Here is a 17756-nt window from a genome sequence, read left to right on the forward strand (position 1 = left end):
TTTAGGGTATTTATTTCGTATCTTTGATAGTACTCAAAAGAGACGCAAAAAGCGTCTTTTTTGTGTATTATAACATTAAAAATCAAGACTAATATAAAGTATGAGCGAAGAAAACAAAAAGCAATACGGCGCGGATAGTATTCAGGCCCTAGAAGGGATGGAACACGTTCGTATGCGTCCATCCATGTACATTGGTGATGTAGGAACACGTGGATTACATCATTTAGTATATGAAGTAGTGGACAACTCAATTGATGAGGCTTTAGCAGGACACTGTGATAATATTACGGTGACCATTAACGAAGACAATTCTATTACCACTGAAGATGATGGTCGTGGTATTCCTGTTGGTTTACACAAGAAAGAAGGCGTATCAGCATTAGAGGTTGTTATGACTAAGATTGGTGCTGGTGGTAAATTCGATAAAGATTCTTATAAAGTATCGGGTGGTCTTCATGGTGTTGGTGTGAGTTGTGTTAACGCACTATCGGAACACTTAAAAGCAACAGTACACAGAGAAGGCAAGATATGGGAGCAAGAGTATGAACGTGGTAAAACAATGTATCCTGTAAAGGTTGTTGGAGAATCTGACAAAACAGGGACGACAGTAACCTTTAAGCCAGATCCTCAAATTTTTCAGCAAACCTTAGAGTATAATTATGATACTTTGGCGAGTCGTATGCGCGAATTGGCGTATTTGAATAAGGGGATTACGATTCATTTGGTAGACCGTCGTAGTACCAAAGAAGATGGATCTTTTGAAGGCGAAACCTTTCATTCAGAGAATGGTTTACCAGAGTTTGTGAAATATCTTGATGGGAATCGTGAGCCTTTAATGAAGGACGTTATCGCATTTGAAGGGGAAAAGAATGGTGTGCCAGTTGAGGTTGCCATGGTGTATAACACTTCTTATGCAGAAAATTTACATTCCTATGTAAATAATATTAATACGCATGAAGGTGGAACACACCTTTCTGGATTTCGTCGTGGATTAACACATACTTTAAAGAAGTATGCCGATAGTTCAGGGATGTTAGAGAAACTGAAATTTGACATTTCTGGTGATGACTTCCGTGAAGGTCTTACAGCAATTGTATCTGTAAAGGTCGCTGAACCTCAATTTGAGGGTCAGACAAAAACTAAACTTGGAAACCGAGAGGTCTCTGCATCTGTAAGTCAGGCAGTATCTGAAATGTTAACTGATTATTTAGAGGAACATCCAGACGATGCTAAAACAATCGTACAAAAAGTAATATTAGCTGCGCAGGCGCGTCATGCCGCACAGAAAGCACGCGAAATGGTGCAACGAAAAACGGTAATGAGTATTGGTGGATTACCAGGAAAATTATCAGATTGTTCAGAGCAAGATCCTGCTAAATGTGAAGTGTTCCTTGTAGAGGGTGATTCTGCAGGTGGAACAGCTAAGCAAGGTAGAGATAGAGCTTTCCAAGCTATTTTACCATTAAGAGGTAAGATTCTTAATGTTGAGAAAGCGATGCAACATAAGGTATTTGAGAACGAAGAAATTAAAAATATCTTCACTGCGCTAGGTGTAACCATTGGTACAGAAGAAGATCCGAGAGCATTAAACTTATCAAAACTCCGTTATCATAAAATTGTGATTATGTGTGATGCGGATATTGATGGTAGCCACATTGCCACATTAATTCTTACGTTCTTCTTTAGATACATGAAAGAATTGATTGAAGCAGGGCACGTATATATTGCAACACCACCATTATACTTAGTTAAGAAAGGTGCTAAGAAACAATATGCTTGGACGGATAAAGAACGTGATGAAATTGTTGAATCCTTTGGAGACAGCTCTAAGATTCAGCGTTATAAGGGACTTGGTGAGATGAATGCAGAGCAGCTTTGGGATACGACCATGAATCCAGAATTTAGAACCATGCGTCAAGTACAAATAGATAATGGTACAGAAGCAGATCGTATATTTTCTATGCTTATGGGAGATGAAGTACCTCCACGTAGAGAATTTATTGAGAAGAACGCGATTTATGCCAACATTGATGCGTAGTATAAAGAAAATCTAAAATTAGAGAAAAACCACATCGTAAGATGTGGTTTTTTGTTTAATTCTTAAATTGCTAGGCAATTAGAATTTTACTTAGTAATTTCATCTTGTAATTTATTTATCTTTAGATAATTATAACCAACGACCAATTAAAAAAGTACATTACATTTTAGGACTTCGACTAAAGAAGAAAGCACTTCTATTTACCATATTGGGATGTCTAGGACAATTTATATTCGCCCAAGAATCAGTTCCTAAAGAGTGGGATAATAGAAAAAATCAAATAGGGGTTTCCGTTTCAGACATGGTTAATGGTGCTTTGCAATTAGAGTATGAGCGCTTAATAATGAAAAATGTCTCCTTTAGTTTTGGCTTCGGCTATAAAGGTGATAATGGTTTAATCCGATTTTCTGGTTTAAATGGAGATCAAATAAAAACCAATGATCTTACCTATTCTGGTGTGAAATTTATTCCGGCCGTGCGCTATTATATTAAAAGTACGACTAGGTACAGTATGGATGGATTTTATGTTGGTACCTATGCAAAGTTTACAAATTATAAATCAAATTTAGATGGTACGTATTTAAACGATCAGGATGAATCTTTTCTCGTAGCTTTTGATGCTGATTTTTCAGTATTGTCCGTTGGCCTCATGATTGGATATAAATTGCCAATCTCAAAACGTTTAACCTTAGATTTTCTTATCATAGGCCCTGGCAGAGGATTTCATAATTATGAAATCGAAAATAAAAGTGATCTACCAGAAGAATTCTACGAAGATTTAAATGAAGCCTTAGACGATTATCCTATATTTGATTTCGTAAACGCTGATTTTAGATTTTCGGATGTAAGATCAAAGACTAAATTTAACGCGGTAACTTTAAGGTATGGAATTACCTTGGGTTACTCTTTTTAACCAATAAAATTCTATAAAAAATGAAAATTAAACTATCGCTTTTAATGTCAATCTGTTGTCTCGTCATAATATCTTGTTCAAGTGCTAAAGTTCTCGATTCGTGGAAGTCTGAGAAGGTAGGTGATATAAAAGACAACAATTTATTGGTCATTGTTAGAAGCCAAGATAAAAGTGCGCGAATTGCCTTTGAAAATGAAATTGTAAAACAACTAGCACAAAAAGGAATCGCATCAACAGCAAGTTTTACTAAATTCCCAACCCTGAACCCAGAGAAGAAATTATCTGAAGAAAAGCAGAAGCAAATAAGATCCATTATTGAGGCGGAAGGATTTAATGGCGTAGTGCTAACGGCTTTAAAAGATAAAGAAGAACTGGTAAGAACTGAGACCGATGGTGGTTATTATGCAGGCAGTACTTACTATGGGTATTACCCTAGATATTATGGTGGCTTCGTTAGATATTATGGGCATCCATTATCATACAGAACTTTAGGGAATTATGTAGAAGAAACCACAACAACATACACAAGTACTAATTATGTACTAGAAACCTTGGTGTTTGATTTAGAAAATGAACCTGAAAATGAATTAGTAGCTGTAGTGACGACCCTCTTAGAGGATCCCGATGACGCCTCAGAAGCAGCGACAAAATATGTAAAAGCTATTTCTAAAGCCTTCCAGAAATAAGGATATCATTTCCTAGATATTTAATTACAATATTCAAAAGCAAGACCAAAATGGGTCTTGCTTTTTGGTTATATAGGTTCTCAATTGCTTGAATTTTTGATGTAATTTTTAACTTATTGAGCATCAGTTTTTTAATTTTATTTTCACGATTAAGAGCAAAAAATATCGATGAAAGGTAATTTTTTATATATTTGTTTACCAAACAAAACTTAACCTCATGAAAAAATTAGTTTTATTCAGCATTATGTCGGTGGCCTTATCGTCCTTAAATTCACAGAATGATATCGATGTATTATTAGCTGCAGGTATAGAAGATGCGCAACGCTTTGCGAATGATTATCTAGCGCCAGGAACCAATGGATTAATGCATAGCATGAATGCCAATTGGTTTAACTCTGGTAAAACAAAGCCACTAGGTGGATTTGAAATATCGCTTATTGCAAATGCATCCTTAGTTAAGGATGAAGACAAAATCTTTAGTCTTAATACGGCCGATTACAATAACGTACAGTTTGTTCAAGGACCAAGTGTACAGTCGGTAGCATCTGTTCTTGGTGAAAACGACCCAACTATTTTTGTGGAGGTTGAATACGACGATCCAATTTTTGGTTCGCAGACCGAGCAAATAGAGTTGCCTCAAGGTATTGGAGATGCCAGTGCTAATTTACTTCCAACAGCTACGTTGCAAGGTGCAGTTGGTTTGGGAGCCGGATTAGAGGTGAAAGCAAGATACTTACCAGAAATAGAAACCGATGAGGTAAATCTGCAAATGTATGGTGTAGGATTACAGATTGAATTTACAGAATGGTTACCTGCAGACAACTTATGGCCAATTGGCTTGTCTGGTGTTGTAGCCTATAGCAAGTTAAACGGAGAATATGATATTACCAATTCTTCTGGTATTGAAGGCGAAAATCAAAGATTAAAGAATGAAACGAGTACGCTTTTATTACAACTTGTGGCTTCTACCAAATTACCAGTCATCAACTTTTATGGTGGTATAGGTTATATAGACGGAAAATCAGAAACAGATTTACTAGGTGTTTATCGTGTTACTGACGGAATTTTAACGACCGAAGATATCGTAGATCCATTTTCAGTATCTTCAGAGGTTGGTGCTGTAAGAGGTACTTTAGGCGCCAGATTAAAGCTTGGATTCTTTAGACTTAATGCGGAATATAACTTGTCTGAATTTGATACGTTTTCAGTCGGTATCAATTTTGGCATTAGATAATAATTCTGAAAAAAATATGAATTGAAGCAGTCTCATTGAGACTGCTTTTTTATTTTTAATAGTATGATTTATATCATGGAAAATACATACTAAAGCCGTAAATTTGTATCCGAATTTTTAACGTTATAAAACATATAAAATGAAAGTAACCGTAGTTGGCGCTGGTGCAGTTGGCGCAAGTTGTGCAGAATATATTGCAATGAAAAATTTTGCCTCCGAAGTTGTTATTCTCGATATAAAAGAGGGTTATGCAGAAGGTAAGGCAATGGACTTAATGCAATGTGCATCTCTTAATGGATTTGATACTAAAATTGTAGGTAGTACAAATGACTATTCAAAAACAGCGAATAGTGATATTTGTGTTATCACTTCTGGTATTCCACGTAAACCTGGTATGACTCGAGAAGAGTTAATCGGGATTAACGCTGGGATTGTTAAATCCGTGTCAGCTAGTTTAGTGGAGCATTCTCCAAACACTATAATCATCGTTGTGAGTAATCCTATGGATACAATGACGTATTTAGTGCATCAAACAACAGACTTACCAAAGAACAGAATTATTGGTATGGGTGGTGCTTTAGATTCAGCACGTTTTAAATACAGATTGGCGGAAGCATTAGATGCCCCAATAAGTGATATTGATGGTATGGTAATTGGAGGCCATAGCGATAAAGGTATGGTGCCATTAACATCTCATGCAACTCGAAATAGTATAAACGTATCTGAGTTTATTTCTGAGGAGCGTTTAAATCAGGTAAAAGAAGATACTAAGGTTGGTGGAGCAACATTAACGAAACTATTAGGAACTTCTGCATGGTATGCACCTGGTGCTGCAGTGAGCGGATTGGTACAAGCAATTGCTTGTGATCAAAAGAAAATGTTCCCATGTTCTGCATTATTAGATGGTGAATACGGACTTTCTGATCTTTGTATTGGTGTACCTGTGATATTAGGAAGAAATGGTATTGAAAGTATTGTAGATGTACCATTAAGTGATGCTGAAAAAGCACATATGATAGAAAGTGCAGAAGGTGTGAAGAAGACTAATGGCTTATTAGAATACTAAAACGTTTTTAAACTGATATATAAATAAAGACTGTAGTGATACAGTCTTTATTTTTTTATATTTGGCGGATGAAATTGAAAATGCGATTTGGATTTGCAATGGCTTTGGTTATGTTCTTAGGCATATACCTTGCCAATCATACTGTACCGAATCAGCAAATTCTTGTTCAATTTCCTAATCAACAGCTTACTGCAGATGAGATTGAGGCTTCAATAGAGGCCTTAACTGAAAGATTACATAATCTTGGTGTTGATCAATTACAAATAGGCGAGTATCACAATGGGCAAATCAAAATCACCTATTACAGTGATTCAGATGTTATCCGCATTCAGAGCATACTTGGTCATTTAGAAAATGTTGTATTTGAGTATACAGGTGATTACCCTTTATCTCATGGTTCTTCTAGCGATGAACAATCTATAAAACTTAATGTAACAGAAATTCAGAACCCTATTACCAATAATTGGGATTTTGAAGGGACACAGGTTACGGAGCTCAACCAAAAAAGTGATCGATACTATTTTCCAAAACTTAAATTTGGATCTAGCCAAGCGATTATAGCATATCAAGAGACGTTTCTATTTAAGCGTCTATTGAATAGTTATGGCAATAAAAATCTTTCTACAAGAATTGATTATAAAGTTCCAGAAGTTAGAGCAGGACCTTCTACTTTGGGATAGACAGATATAAAAACATCCCCTTTTTAAATTCTCGTTATCAATCAAGAAACGTTAACCCATTTATACAATTAAAAATAATTGTCGGTAATGGTGCTAAACTTTATATTTGCGCGACTAATTTCCGACATAAAACAACTATACAATGCAAAACAAAGGAATAATTAAACTGTTTGCACTTCTATTTGGACTGGTAAGTATCTACCAGTTGTCTTTTACATTTAAGGCTAACCAATTAGAAGATGAAGCTAAAGCATATGCTGTTAGCCAATTTGATGAATCTGTAGACGGTTATCAAGATTTAAGAAACCAAGCTGAAATCAACTACTTGGATTCATTAAAAACTTCAAAAGTAAAAGTTGGAGAAAACTTTGAATCAATTGAAGTTTATAATATGCTAGGTGTTTCTCAATACACTTACACAGAAGTTGAAGACAATGCCATGAAGCTTGGTCTAGACCTTAAAGGTGGTATTAACGCTATTATACAAATCTCTGTAAAAGATATTTTAAAGGGATTAGCTAATAATAGTAAAGATCCAATTTTTAATAAGGCATTAGACGATGCAGAGGAACTTCAAAAGGATGCACAAGAATCGTATTTAGAATCGTTTTTCCGTGCTTTTGACGCTATTAAAGGCGATACGAAATTGGCATCTCCAGATATTTTTGCAAATCGTGACTTAAGCGATGTGATTAAGTTTGACATGTCTGATGATGAGGTTAAAGGTATTTTAGAAACAAAAATCGACGAGTCGATAGTTTCTGCTTTTGAGGTATTACGTAATCGTATCGATGGCTTTGGTGTATCGTCTCCAAACATTCAGCGTTTAGGGAACTCTGGTCGTATTTTAATTGAATTACCTGGTGCTAGAGATAAAAAACGTGTCGTTGACATTATTACAAAAACGGCACAACTTCAGTTTTGGGAAACGTATAAAACACAAGACATGTTGCCTTATGTGCTACAGGTTAACCAAGCTTTAGTAGAAGCTAACAAAAAGAATAATGAAGTTGCAGAAACAGAAACTGAAGAAGAAGGACAAGATGATACAGATACTGCTGATAGTGCAATTGATGAATTAACAGGTCAGATAGAATCAGATTCAACAGATGTTGCTGATTTAAATCCATTAGGCATTCAAAGTTATGGAAATGGAGGCTCTGTTGTCGCTATGTTCTTATCTAAGGATAGAGAGAAGGTTATTTCAGAATTGAATAAACCTCAGAATAGAGCTTTATTACCAGCAGAAATGCGTTATGCAAAATTTGTTTGGGGTATTCAGCAAAAAGATTCTGAGTATTCAGAGTTGTATGCTATTAATTCAAACAGAGATGGTATTCCGCCATTAAGTGGTTCTGTAATTACAGATGCATCTCAAGATTATGATCAAATTAGCAGACCTGCAGTAAGCATGCAGATGAATGCGAAGGGTGCGAAGGTTTGGGAAGAGATGACTAAGAAAGCATTTGAAACGCAAGGTTTTATTGCCATTGTTTTAGATGATATTGTTTATTCAGCACCAAGTGTATCTAATGGACCTATCGCAGGAGGTAGATCACAAATTTCAGGATCTTTTACGCTTACAGAAGCTATTGATTTAGCTAATGTTTTACGTGCAGGTAAATTACCAGCATCAGCTGAAATTGTTCAGGCAGATGAGGTAGGACCTTCATTAGGTCAAGAAGCTATTGATAGTGGTATGAAATCTTTCCTAATTGCTTTAGCGTTTGTATTACTTTGGATGATATTCTATTATGGTAAAGCCGGTATTTTTGCCGATGTTGCCTTATTATTAAACATCCTATTAATATTTGGTGTACTTGCGAGTTTAGGAGCAGTATTAACCTTACCTGGTATTGCTGGTATCGTATTAACCATTGGTATTTCGGTTGATGCGAACGTACTTATTTTTGAGCGTATTAGAGAGGAATTAGCAAAAGGTAAATCACAAAAAGAATCTATTAAAGATGGTTTCGCTAATGCTTTATCTTCCATTTTAGATGCGAATATTACAACCGGTTTAACAGCACTTATCTTATTTGTATTTGGTACAGGGCCAATCAAAGGTTTTGCCACAACATTAATTATTGGTATTGTTACTTCGTTATTCACAGCCATCTTTATAACAAGATTATTAATTGACTGGTGGGTGAACAGAGGAGGAAAATTAGATTTCTCTACGGCAATGACTAAGAACCTATTTAAGAATGTTAATATCAACTTCTTAAAGAAGCGTAAGATTGCCTATGTAATTTCTGGAATCTTATTAGCGGCTAGTTTCGCTTCATTATTTACTACAGGATTAGATCAAGGTATCGATTTTGTTGGAGGTAGAACTTACCAAGTTAGATTTGAGCAACCTGTGAGTACAGAGGAGATTACAAGTGTATTAAATGACCCTGCAGTATTCTCTAGTGCAGAAGTGAAGACTATTGGTGCAGCTAATCAGTTAAAGATATCAACGAAATATAAGGTTGAAGATAACTCAGTTGAAGCCGATGAAGAGGTACAGTCAAAACTTTTCGAAGCTTTAAAACCATATTTACCTTCAGGAATGACATATCAAGAATTCCAAGACGGTTCAGGTGAAGCTAAAATCGGAAAGATGTTATCTAGTAAAGTGAGTCCTACCATTGCAGATGACATTAAAAAGTCGTCGTTCTGGGCAGTACTTGGGTCTTTAGTAGTTGTATTCCTTTATATCCTAATAAGATTTAAGAAATGGCAATTTTCACTTGGTGCTGTGGCAGCAGTTTTCCACGATGTATTAATTGTTCTTGGAATCTTCTCATTAACATGGAAATTTATGCCATTTAGTATGGAAATCGACCAAGCATTTATTGCAGCGATTCTTACAGTAATTGGTTACTCACTTAATGATACCGTGGTTGTATTCGATAGAATTAGAGAGTTCTTGAACGAGCATACATCTTGGGAATTTGGTAAAACAATCAATGCCTCACTTAACAGTACATTAAGTAGAACATTAAATACCTCTGTAACGACATTAGTGGTATTATTAGCCATGTTCATCTTTGGTGCAGATTCTCTTAGAGGTCTTTTATTCGCTTTAATCGTTGGTGTTTTAGTTGGTACATATTCATCTATGTTTATTGCAACACCATTAATGTATGATACAGCTAAGAAAGGTGACGCTGCAGAATCACTTAAGAAAAAAGTAAAAGAAGAAGACGAAGAATAAATTTCGTTTTCTAGTTTGAATAAAAAGCCTTTCAGAAATGAAAGGCTTTTTATTGCTTTATTATTGAGTTATTTCAAAATCTATTCGATCACCTGCTTCAAGTTGCCATTCATCTGAGAGGCCACCATTAATCTCTAAAACGTATTTTGCAGGTGCTTCAGAAGGCAATGAAGATTCGTCTAATGGTTTTGCGTTTTTTTGAAAACTCACTATGGTTTTATCCTCTGAGATGTAAATTATATCTAATGGAATCTTAGTATTCTTCATATAGAAACTACGATAAGAAACATCAGGAAAAATAAATAACATACCTTGATTAACACCAAGCGTTGTTCTATACATTAATCCAGTTTGAGTTTCATATTCGTTATCGGCAATTTCAATATCTAGTGTTCGTATATTAGAATCAGTATCGGCTTTCTTTAACTGAAGAATACCTTCCTTTTTAAAGGATACCTCAACCTTTTCTTTTATGACAGTATTTTTATCGTCTTTACAACTTGAAGCAATTAAAAGAGTGAATACGACAGTCGCAATCCTGTATACCGATTTATAAAGCATAATTATGCCACCTTTTTGGGTTTATAAACAAACATAAAATAAAGACCAATAAGTATAAACGGAATACTTAATAATTGACCTGTGGATAGAGCGTCACCAAAGTACTCTTCAATACCACCTTGGCTCACTTTTACATATTCCACGAAGAATCTTATCGTCCATAGTAAGACTAAGAATAAACCAAATAAAAATCCTTGCTGTTCTGATTTTTTACTTTTCCAATAGAAATAGTAAAGGGCAATGAAAACAAAGATGTAACAGAATGCCTCATATAATTGTGCTGGATGTCTAGGTTCTGATTCTCCTAATTGTTTAAAAACAACACCAAAATCATTATTGGTGAACTTACCAATGATTTCTGAATTGATGAAATTCCCGAGCCTCACAAAGACAGCACCTAATGCCACAGGAATTACCACGCGATCCAAAATCCACAATACTGATTTTTTTAGAATCTTTTTGTTATACAGGCACATAGAAATAATCATTGCTATAGCAGCACCATGACTTGCTAAGCCTTGAAAACCTGTAAATTCGAATCCGCCTTTAAATTTAAAGGGTAAGAAAATACTAAAGAAGTCTTCTGTTATAAGTTCAGATTGATAAAAAATAACATGACCCAGGCGAGCACCCAGCATAATACCTACTACAGAGTAAATAAATAAAGAATCTAAGGACTCTTCCGATTGGTTTTCATGTTTATAGATACGCTTCATAATGTAAAAACCTAATATAAAGGCGACTATCCACATAACGCTATAAAAATGAAGTTTAAAGAATCCTAAGTCTAAGTACTTAATCGGATCCCAATCTATTTGCAATGCATACATAGGTGATTTCTTTAAGCAGTAAATATACTATTTTGAAAAGTTTTGCTGGTGTGATTAACGTATAATTAATCTTCCTTAGGTGGCACAGGGTCAAAACCTTTTCCACCCCACGGATGACAACTAAAAATCCGCTTTATGGCTAATTTTCCACCTTTCCAAAATCCATGAGATTCCAAGGCTTCCTTGGCATAATGTGAACAGGTCGGTTGATATCTACAGGTTGCAGGAGTAAGAGGTGATATAAAAGTCTGATATAGTTTTATAAGAAGTAAAAATGGATATGTCAGGATCTTTTTCACAACTAGTTAGTAGTAAAAGTAGTTCCGTCTTTACCATCTTGTAACTGAATTCCGGCTTCCGCCAATTCATCTCTTATCTTATCAGAAAGTGCAAAGTCTTTATTGTGTCTTGCTTCTTTTCGTAAGTTGATTAAAATATCTACGGCACTTGCTAGTTTGTCACTTCCGCCAACTTCTTTATTACTATTCTTAAGTCCTAAAATATCAAAAGCAAAGGTATGCATGGTCGACTTCAGTAACTCAAGATCCTCCTTGGTTATAGTGATACTGCCTTCCTTTACCTGATTAATCAATTTAACACCTTCAAATAAGTTTGCAATAAGAACAGGTGTGTTAAAATCATCGTTCATAGCATCATAACACTTCTGTACCCATTCTTCAAGGTCAACAGACGATGATGATCCAGATTTTAAATCATCGAGCAAATTAATTGCATCCATTAATCTAAAGTAACCCTTCTCGCTAGCGAGTAAACCATTATTAGTAAAATCTAATATACTTCGGTAATGCGCTTGTAACATAAAAAATCTAGCTACACTAGGTAAAAAGGCTTTAGTGATATGTGGATTGTCACCCGAAAATATCTCATTTGGTAAAATATAATTTCCAGTAGACTTAGCCATTTTCTTACCGTTCATTATCAGCATATTAGCATGCATCCAATAATTTACTGGTGGCTCATCATTACACGCTTGGGCTTGGGCGATTTCACACTCATGGTGCGGAAATTTTAAATCCATTCCACCACCATGTATATCGAAACGCTCACCTAGGTATTTTGTACTCATTGCTGTACATTCTAAGTGCCAGCCTGGGAAACCATCGCTCCAAGGCGATGGCCAACGCATAATATGTTGAGGTTCCGCTTTTTTCCATAAAGCAAAATCCTGTGGATTTTTCTTATCGGATTGCCCATCTAAAGCTCTAGTGTTATGAATCAAATCTTCTAGCTTTCGCTTACTTAAAATACCATAGGTTTTCGATTCATTGTATTTATGAACATCAAAATAGACAGAGCCGTTCACTACATAAGCAAAGCCGTTATCAATAATACTTTTAATTATCTCAATTTGCTCAATTATATGACCTGTTGCTGTTGGCTCTATACTTGGTGGTAAAAAATTAAATGTATTTAATATGTTATGAAAGTCAACCGTATAACGTTGCACAACTTCCATAGGTTCTATAGCCTCAAGGCGCGCTTTTTTAGCAATTCGATCTTCACCTTCATCCGCATCGTTCTCAAGATGACCAGCGTCAGTGATATTTCTAACATACCTCACCTTGTAATCTAAATGCTTTAAATAGCGAAAGATTACATCGAAAGACATGAAGGTTCTAACATTACCCAGATGCACATTGCTGTATACTGTAGGTCCACAAACATACATCCCAACATAACCTGGCATTAGAGGTTTAAAAATTTCTTTCTCTCCACTTAATGAGTTGTAGATTTTTAATGATTGAGAATCGTATAGAGGCATAGTTTATGGTTCAGTAAGGTTAAGGCAAAGCTATAATTATACTTAAGAATTTACAAGCTAAAATTTAGTATCTAATTGAATGTAGTCTAAAAATTCTCTTCGGGTTGCCTTTTCTTTAAACTTACCACCAAATTCTGAGGTTACAGTGCTACTTTCAATATCACGAATCCCTCTAGAATTAACGCAAAGGTGTTTTGCATCAATAACACAGGCCACATCTTCGGTTCCTAAAACCTCTTGAAGTTCCCTTACGATTTGTATGGTCAAACGCTCTTGAACTTGTGGCCGCTTCGCGTAGTAATCTACAATGCGATTCATTTTAGAAAGTCCTACTACCGTACCATTTGAAATGTAGGCAACATGAGCTCTTCCGACTATAGGTAGCAAATGGTGCTCGCAAGTCGAGTAGAGGGTGATATTTTTTTCCACAAGCATTTCTCCATATTTGTACTTATTGTCAAAAGTGGATGCTTTGGGTTTATTTTTTGGATTTAAACCACCAAAAATTTCATTTATGAACATTTTGGCAACACGTTTAGGAGTACCACTAAGACTATCATCAGATAAGTCTAATCCCAAGGTCTCCATAATATGCCTAACATCATCTTGTATAATCTCAATTTTTTCACTATCAGTTAACCTAAATGCATCATCACGCATTGGCGTATCGCTAGATGTCGAAATATGATTATCACCTATTTCGTCTATATCACTAAAATCATTATCAATTCTCATAGTCTTACAATTTTAACCTCTTTAAAAGAAAAGCAAAGATACGCAATAAAAATAGTATCCTCAGGGTAGGAAAATCATTAATATAATTGTTCTATTAATAAATCCGTTGAATTACATAATACCTTGTCAAATTAACAGTTATAATCCTAAAATTTTCTTAATTTTCGAATCTTTAATAAAATCTAAAAAATGAATAGATTTCTCCTAAGACTCTTTATGTCGTTTTTTATATTCTGTTCTTACGGAATAGTAGCTCAAACAGCACAAAATGTCGAGTTTAAAGCTGTAAAATATAAGCCGAATGTAGATGCACCTTTAACAACTAATGAACTTTCAAAAATTAAGGAAGTTTATGGTGATCAGACTCAAAATATTGTTTTGAATGATAAAGCAAAAGTTAAGCGCTTAAAACACCTCTTGAGAAATCGCATTAGAATCCTTAAAATAGACCAGGCCCAAAAACATCGTAATTATACTTTATTATCCGAAGTGGAGTTGTTCAGTGCATACAATCCAAATTTGAAACGTGATGTTGTTTTTGATAGATATGGATTCAATCCTTTAAAATATAATCTGAACTTTTTCCCAACACAGAATGTGTTGTATAGAATGGATGGTACCAATTACTTCATTCAGATTAAGTCCCAATTTCAATAATATGCTATGAAGAAAATACTACTACTAACAACACTTTTCCTTAGCTATTTTTCAAATGCTCAGGATATAATAATGCAAAACGGTACATTCAATCAATGTTCTGCAGGATTTTTCTATGATTCTGGTGGTGAATTTGGACCTGCAGGAAACAATGAAAATTTTACATTAACCTTATGTCCGGATAGTCCTGGTTTTCAAGCACAAGTTGATTTTATTACGTTCCAGCTTCAAGCAAATCTAGATTTTTTAACCATATACAATGGTCCTGATGCAACCTATGATGAAATAGGGACATTTACTGCGGTAAATAGTCCTGGTTTGATTACCGCTTCATTGACAGAAATTAATCCTGGTGGACAGGCCAATCCAGATGGTTGTTTAACGTTTGTTTACACAAGTAATGCAGACGGACCATCAGCAGGTTGGCAGGCAGAGATATCTTGTTTTGAGCCTTGTCAAAGTATTGACGCGGTTTTAGTTAGCACAACACCAGCAACTAATGCTGAGGATATTATCAGAATATGTCAAGGGGATCAAGTAACATTTGAAGGCGATGGTGTTTTTGGAGCTGATCCAACCGGAGCGACCTACACATGGGATTTTGGAGATGGAACGTCTGACATAGGTCAAACAGTGACTAAAACCTATGATAATGAGGGGATTTACATTGTTAATTTGGCTGTGGGAGATGATAATCCTGCCGGCTGTAGTAGTACCAATTTAATTAACCAATTTGTTCATGTATCTACCAATCCTGACTTTTCAGGTTCAGCGCCCGCCCAAGCCACGATTTGTTATGGCGAGCAGGTGGATATTGTTGGACAGGTGCAAGGTGTCACTTTCGCTATTGACTGTGCCAACGGAGGAGTACAAGCAAATTTAGGGTCTGCCGGCGGAGCTACATATAATTCTGAATTGGACTTGGATTGTTTTTTAGGTCAACAAATTACTGATCCAACACAATTAGAGAGTATATGTATTGTAATGGAGCACACCTATATTGGTGATTTAGAAATTATAGTAATTAGTCCAAGTGGCCAACAGGTAACACTTCATAATCAGACAGGAGGAGGAACCTTTGTAGGTGACCCAATTATTTCTGATGGTACTGGTCCTGGAGTCGGATGGGAATATTGTTTTGCAATGAGTGGAACACAGATTCTGAGTAATGGACCTACAATTCCTGGAGGAACACCAACACCTGGAAACTCTGTAGATCCAGATGCTGGTCCATTTCTGCCAATTGGAGATTTTGCAAATTTTGTAGGCTCAGATATAAATGGAACTTGGACACTATTCATAGAAGATCATTTAAATATCGATGATGGGACAATATTCACATGGTCATTAAATTTTGATGAATCTTTATTGGTTTCAGATTTTGCTTTTACACCAATCATTGATAATGAAGGCTGGATCGCAGATCCGACAATTGTAGCTACCACAGGCAATGTAATTACTGTTGCACCACCTGATGCTGGTACCTATACTTATACCTATACGGCCGAAGATGATTTTGGATGTACTTATACTCAAGATGTTTCTGTAGAAGTTTTACCAGAGTTAATAACGGAAACACCAAATCCACTGGTAATTTGTAACCCTGGAGCACCACCTTATATTTTTGATTTAGAATTAAATACGCCTGTGGTAACGGCAAGTGCACCGAATGCAGGAGATTTAGTAGTGACCTATCACAATTCGCAGGTGGATGCTGAAAATGATGTTAACGCCATAGCACCTTCAAATACCTATTCCGGAGCAGATGGAGAAACGGTTTATGTTAGGGTTGAATACTTAGATTCTGGTTGTTTTGGTTGGTATCCATTTACAGTCAGTCTATCTGATCCACCAGTAATTAATAATGTGCCAGATATTTCAGTATGTGATGATGGCCTTAATGATGGAATTGAATTGTTCAATCTCGAATCACAGACCATTGATATTTTAGGTGCCCAAGATCCTGCTTCCTATGAGGTGACTTATCATGACAGCGAAGCTGATGCCATTGCGGATATAGATGCATTGGTTAGTCCTTATCCAAATACTTCTAGTCCCCAAGGAATATGGGTAAGAGTAGAGACAATTGGTGACGCAACTTGCTTTAGTGTTTCACCGACTGCCTGGTTTGATATAATTGTACTACCAAGAGAAGATGCAACTTTTTCAATGACACCAACCTGTGATGGAGCGACAGTAGATTTGCCTCTAGTGACACCAGGTGGAATTTTTGAGTTTACAGCTTTTCCTGGGCCTGGAGTAAATATAGATCCAGCAACAGGTGAAGTGACAGGAGCTACATCAGGATTACCTTATGAGGTTCAATATACAACACCAGGATTATGTTCATCTACAAGTGTGGTGACGTTTACTGTCTTAACACAAGATGATGCCTCTTTTGATGTTAGTGAAGGATGTGATGGTGGTACTATGAATATAACGGGAACTGCCGGCGGAACGTTTAGTTTTAATCCAGTTCCAATGGATACTGCTGTAATAGACCCAAATACTGGTGAGGTAACTATGGCTACGCCTGGTGCAACCTATACTATTGAATACACAACAAATGGTGCCTGTCCAGCAACAAATACTGAATTATTAGTAGTAAATGCATTAGATGATCCAAGCTTTGATTTAATCGCTACCTGTGATGGAGCAACGACTGATAACATTGCAACACCAGGTGGTACATTTACCTTTAATCCAGACCCAGCAGATGGTGCGGTTTTAGATGCAAATACTGGTACGATTACAAATGGTATTTCAGGAAGTACATATTCTGTGGAATATACGACTAATGGAGTTTGTCCTCAATCTTTAATACAATCAGTTACAGTTACAGCCGAAGATAATGCGACCTTTACAGTTGCACCGACTTGCGATGGAGGTATAGCTACTTTAGACCCTGCAGCCACTGTAGGAGGTGTATTCTCTTTTGATATAGCGCCAGCCGACGCTGCAGTAATTGATCCCGCAACTGGAGAAGTTACTGGTGGTACACCAAGCACAACATATACAATTACATATACGACAACCGGAGTATGTGCAACAGCTTCAACGGTTTCATTTACATCAGATCCAATAGATGATGCTTCTTTCACTGTCGATCCAACTTGTGATGGCGGTATTGCTGTTTTTGGAGCAACTACAACTTTAGGTGGTACTTTTTCGTTTGATACAGCACCAACTGATACTGCCGTAATTGATCCAAATACAGGACTTGTTTCAAATGGTACACCAGGAGAAACCTATAGTATTGAATATGTAACGAATGGTATATGTCCAAATAGTAGTGTGGTTTCATTTGCTGCAAATCCATTACCTGTCGTCGTACCACCAACAGCTTTAGAGGTTTGCGATGATGCTGTACC

Annotated in this window: 14 protein-coding genes; 9 read left to right on the forward strand and 5 right to left on the reverse strand. The window is 36.1% G+C overall.

Annotated features, from left to right (window positions below; genetic code table 11):
* Window positions 1–100: 100 nt before the first annotated feature.
* From gyrB to secDF, 7 genes are all read left to right on the forward strand, one after another.
* Entirely contained in the window at window positions 101–2038 is a 1938-nt protein-coding gene (gyrB, locus tag ACRHOC_RS14615) for a DNA topoisomerase (ATP-hydrolyzing) subunit B (protein ID WP_431159379.1), read from the forward strand.
* A 208-nt stretch (window positions 2039–2246) separates the two neighbouring features.
* The gene (locus tag ACRHOC_RS14620; RefSeq protein ID WP_431159380.1) at window positions 2247–2951 is read left to right on the forward strand and encodes a DUF3575 domain-containing protein; all 705 of its coding nucleotides are present in this window, start codon (window positions 2247–2249) and stop codon (window positions 2949–2951) included.
* Window positions 2952–2971: 20 nt separating this feature from the next.
* Window positions 2972–3637 carry a hypothetical protein gene (locus ACRHOC_RS14625; protein ID WP_431159381.1) on the forward strand — a complete coding sequence of 222 codons (666 nt, stop codon included), beginning with the start codon at window positions 2972–2974 and terminating at the stop codon, window positions 3635–3637.
* Between the two features lie 217 nt (window positions 3638–3854).
* Entirely contained in the window at window positions 3855–4871 is a 1017-nt protein-coding gene (locus ACRHOC_RS14630; RefSeq protein WP_431159382.1) for a DUF6588 family protein, read from the forward strand.
* 139 nt (window positions 4872–5010) lie between these two features.
* Window positions 5011–5937 (forward strand): malate dehydrogenase, encoded by a 927-nt coding sequence (locus ACRHOC_RS14635; RefSeq protein ID WP_431159383.1) that lies wholly within the window; start codon window positions 5011–5013, stop codon window positions 5935–5937.
* Between the two features lie 68 nt (window positions 5938–6005).
* Complete coding sequence (locus tag ACRHOC_RS14640; protein ID WP_431159384.1) at window positions 6006–6617, forward strand: hypothetical protein; 612 nt, start codon at window positions 6006–6008, stop codon at window positions 6615–6617.
* Window positions 6618–6759: 142 nt separating this feature from the next.
* Window positions 6760–9819, forward strand: coding sequence for a protein translocase subunit SecDF (gene secDF / locus ACRHOC_RS14645; protein WP_431159385.1), 3060 nt, complete (start codon window positions 6760–6762; stop codon window positions 9817–9819).
* A gap of 60 nt (window positions 9820–9879) precedes the next feature.
* Here secDF and ACRHOC_RS14650 read toward each other — a convergent pair whose 3' ends face one another.
* The 5 genes from ACRHOC_RS14650 to folE form a co-directional block, all read right to left on the reverse strand.
* Window positions 9880–10380 (reverse strand): DUF192 domain-containing protein, encoded by a 501-nt coding sequence (locus ACRHOC_RS14650; protein WP_431159386.1) that lies wholly within the window; start codon window positions 10378–10380, stop codon window positions 9880–9882.
* A 2-nt stretch (window positions 10381–10382) separates the two neighbouring features.
* Window positions 10383–11210, reverse strand: a complete 828-nt coding sequence (gene lgt / locus ACRHOC_RS14655) for a prolipoprotein diacylglyceryl transferase (protein ID WP_431159387.1) — start codon at window positions 11208–11210, stop codon at window positions 10383–10385.
* Window positions 11211–11275: 65 nt separating this feature from the next.
* Complete coding sequence (yidD, locus tag ACRHOC_RS14660) at window positions 11276–11509, reverse strand: membrane protein insertion efficiency factor YidD (protein WP_431159388.1); 234 nt, start codon at window positions 11507–11509, stop codon at window positions 11276–11278.
* A gap of 2 nt (window positions 11510–11511) precedes the next feature.
* Window positions 11512–12993, reverse strand: a complete 1482-nt coding sequence (gene cysS, locus ACRHOC_RS14665) for a cysteine--tRNA ligase (protein ID WP_431159389.1) — start codon at window positions 12991–12993, stop codon at window positions 11512–11514.
* A gap of 57 nt (window positions 12994–13050) precedes the next feature.
* Window positions 13051–13728 (reverse strand): GTP cyclohydrolase I FolE, encoded by a 678-nt coding sequence (gene folE, locus ACRHOC_RS14670; protein WP_431159390.1) that lies wholly within the window; start codon window positions 13726–13728, stop codon window positions 13051–13053.
* Between the two features lie 189 nt (window positions 13729–13917).
* On the opposite strand from folE, the gene ACRHOC_RS14675 reads away from it, so the two are divergent.
* A complete protein-coding gene (locus tag ACRHOC_RS14675; protein ID WP_431159391.1) occupies window positions 13918–14385 on the forward strand; it encodes a hypothetical protein in 468 nt (155 codons plus the stop codon).
* Between the two features lie 6 nt (window positions 14386–14391).
* Window positions 14392–17756 (forward strand): PKD domain-containing protein (locus tag ACRHOC_RS14680; protein ID WP_431159392.1); only part of this gene is annotated, 3365 nt, incomplete at its 3' end.

This window comes from Winogradskyella poriferorum (assembly GCF_050618035.1).
GTDB classification, from domain to species: domain Bacteria; phylum Bacteroidota; class Bacteroidia; order Flavobacteriales; family Flavobacteriaceae; genus Winogradskyella; species Winogradskyella poriferorum_A.

Coding starts and splice junctions, on each gene's coding strand:
- gyrB (WP_431159379.1), top strand. CDS start 101: ATGAGCGAAGAAAACAAAAAGCAATACGGCGCGGATAGTATTCAGGCC.
- ACRHOC_RS14625 (WP_431159381.1), top strand. CDS start 2,972: ATGAAAATTAAACTATCGCTTTTAATGTCAATCTGTTGTCTCGTCATA.
- ACRHOC_RS14630 (WP_431159382.1), top strand. CDS start 3,855: ATGAAAAAATTAGTTTTATTCAGCATTATGTCGGTGGCCTTATCGTCC.
- ACRHOC_RS14635 (WP_431159383.1), top strand. CDS start 5,011: ATGAAAGTAACCGTAGTTGGCGCTGGTGCAGTTGGCGCAAGTTGTGCA.
- ACRHOC_RS14640 (WP_431159384.1), top strand. CDS start 6,006: ATGAAATTGAAAATGCGATTTGGATTTGCAATGGCTTTGGTTATGTTC.
- secDF (WP_431159385.1), top strand. CDS start 6,760: ATGCAAAACAAAGGAATAATTAAACTGTTTGCACTTCTATTTGGACTG.
- ACRHOC_RS14650 (WP_431159386.1), bottom strand. CDS start 10,380: ATGCTTTATAAATCGGTATACAGGATTGCGACTGTCGTATTCACTCTT.
- lgt (WP_431159387.1), bottom strand. CDS start 11,210: ATGTATGCATTGCAAATAGATTGGGATCCGATTAAGTACTTAGACTTA.
- cysS (WP_431159389.1), bottom strand. CDS start 12,993: ATGCCTCTATACGATTCTCAATCATTAAAAATCTACAACTCATTAAGT.
- folE (WP_431159390.1), bottom strand. CDS start 13,728: ATGAGAATTGATAATGATTTTAGTGATATAGACGAAATAGGTGATAAT.
- ACRHOC_RS14675 (WP_431159391.1), top strand. CDS start 13,918: ATGAATAGATTTCTCCTAAGACTCTTTATGTCGTTTTTTATATTCTGT.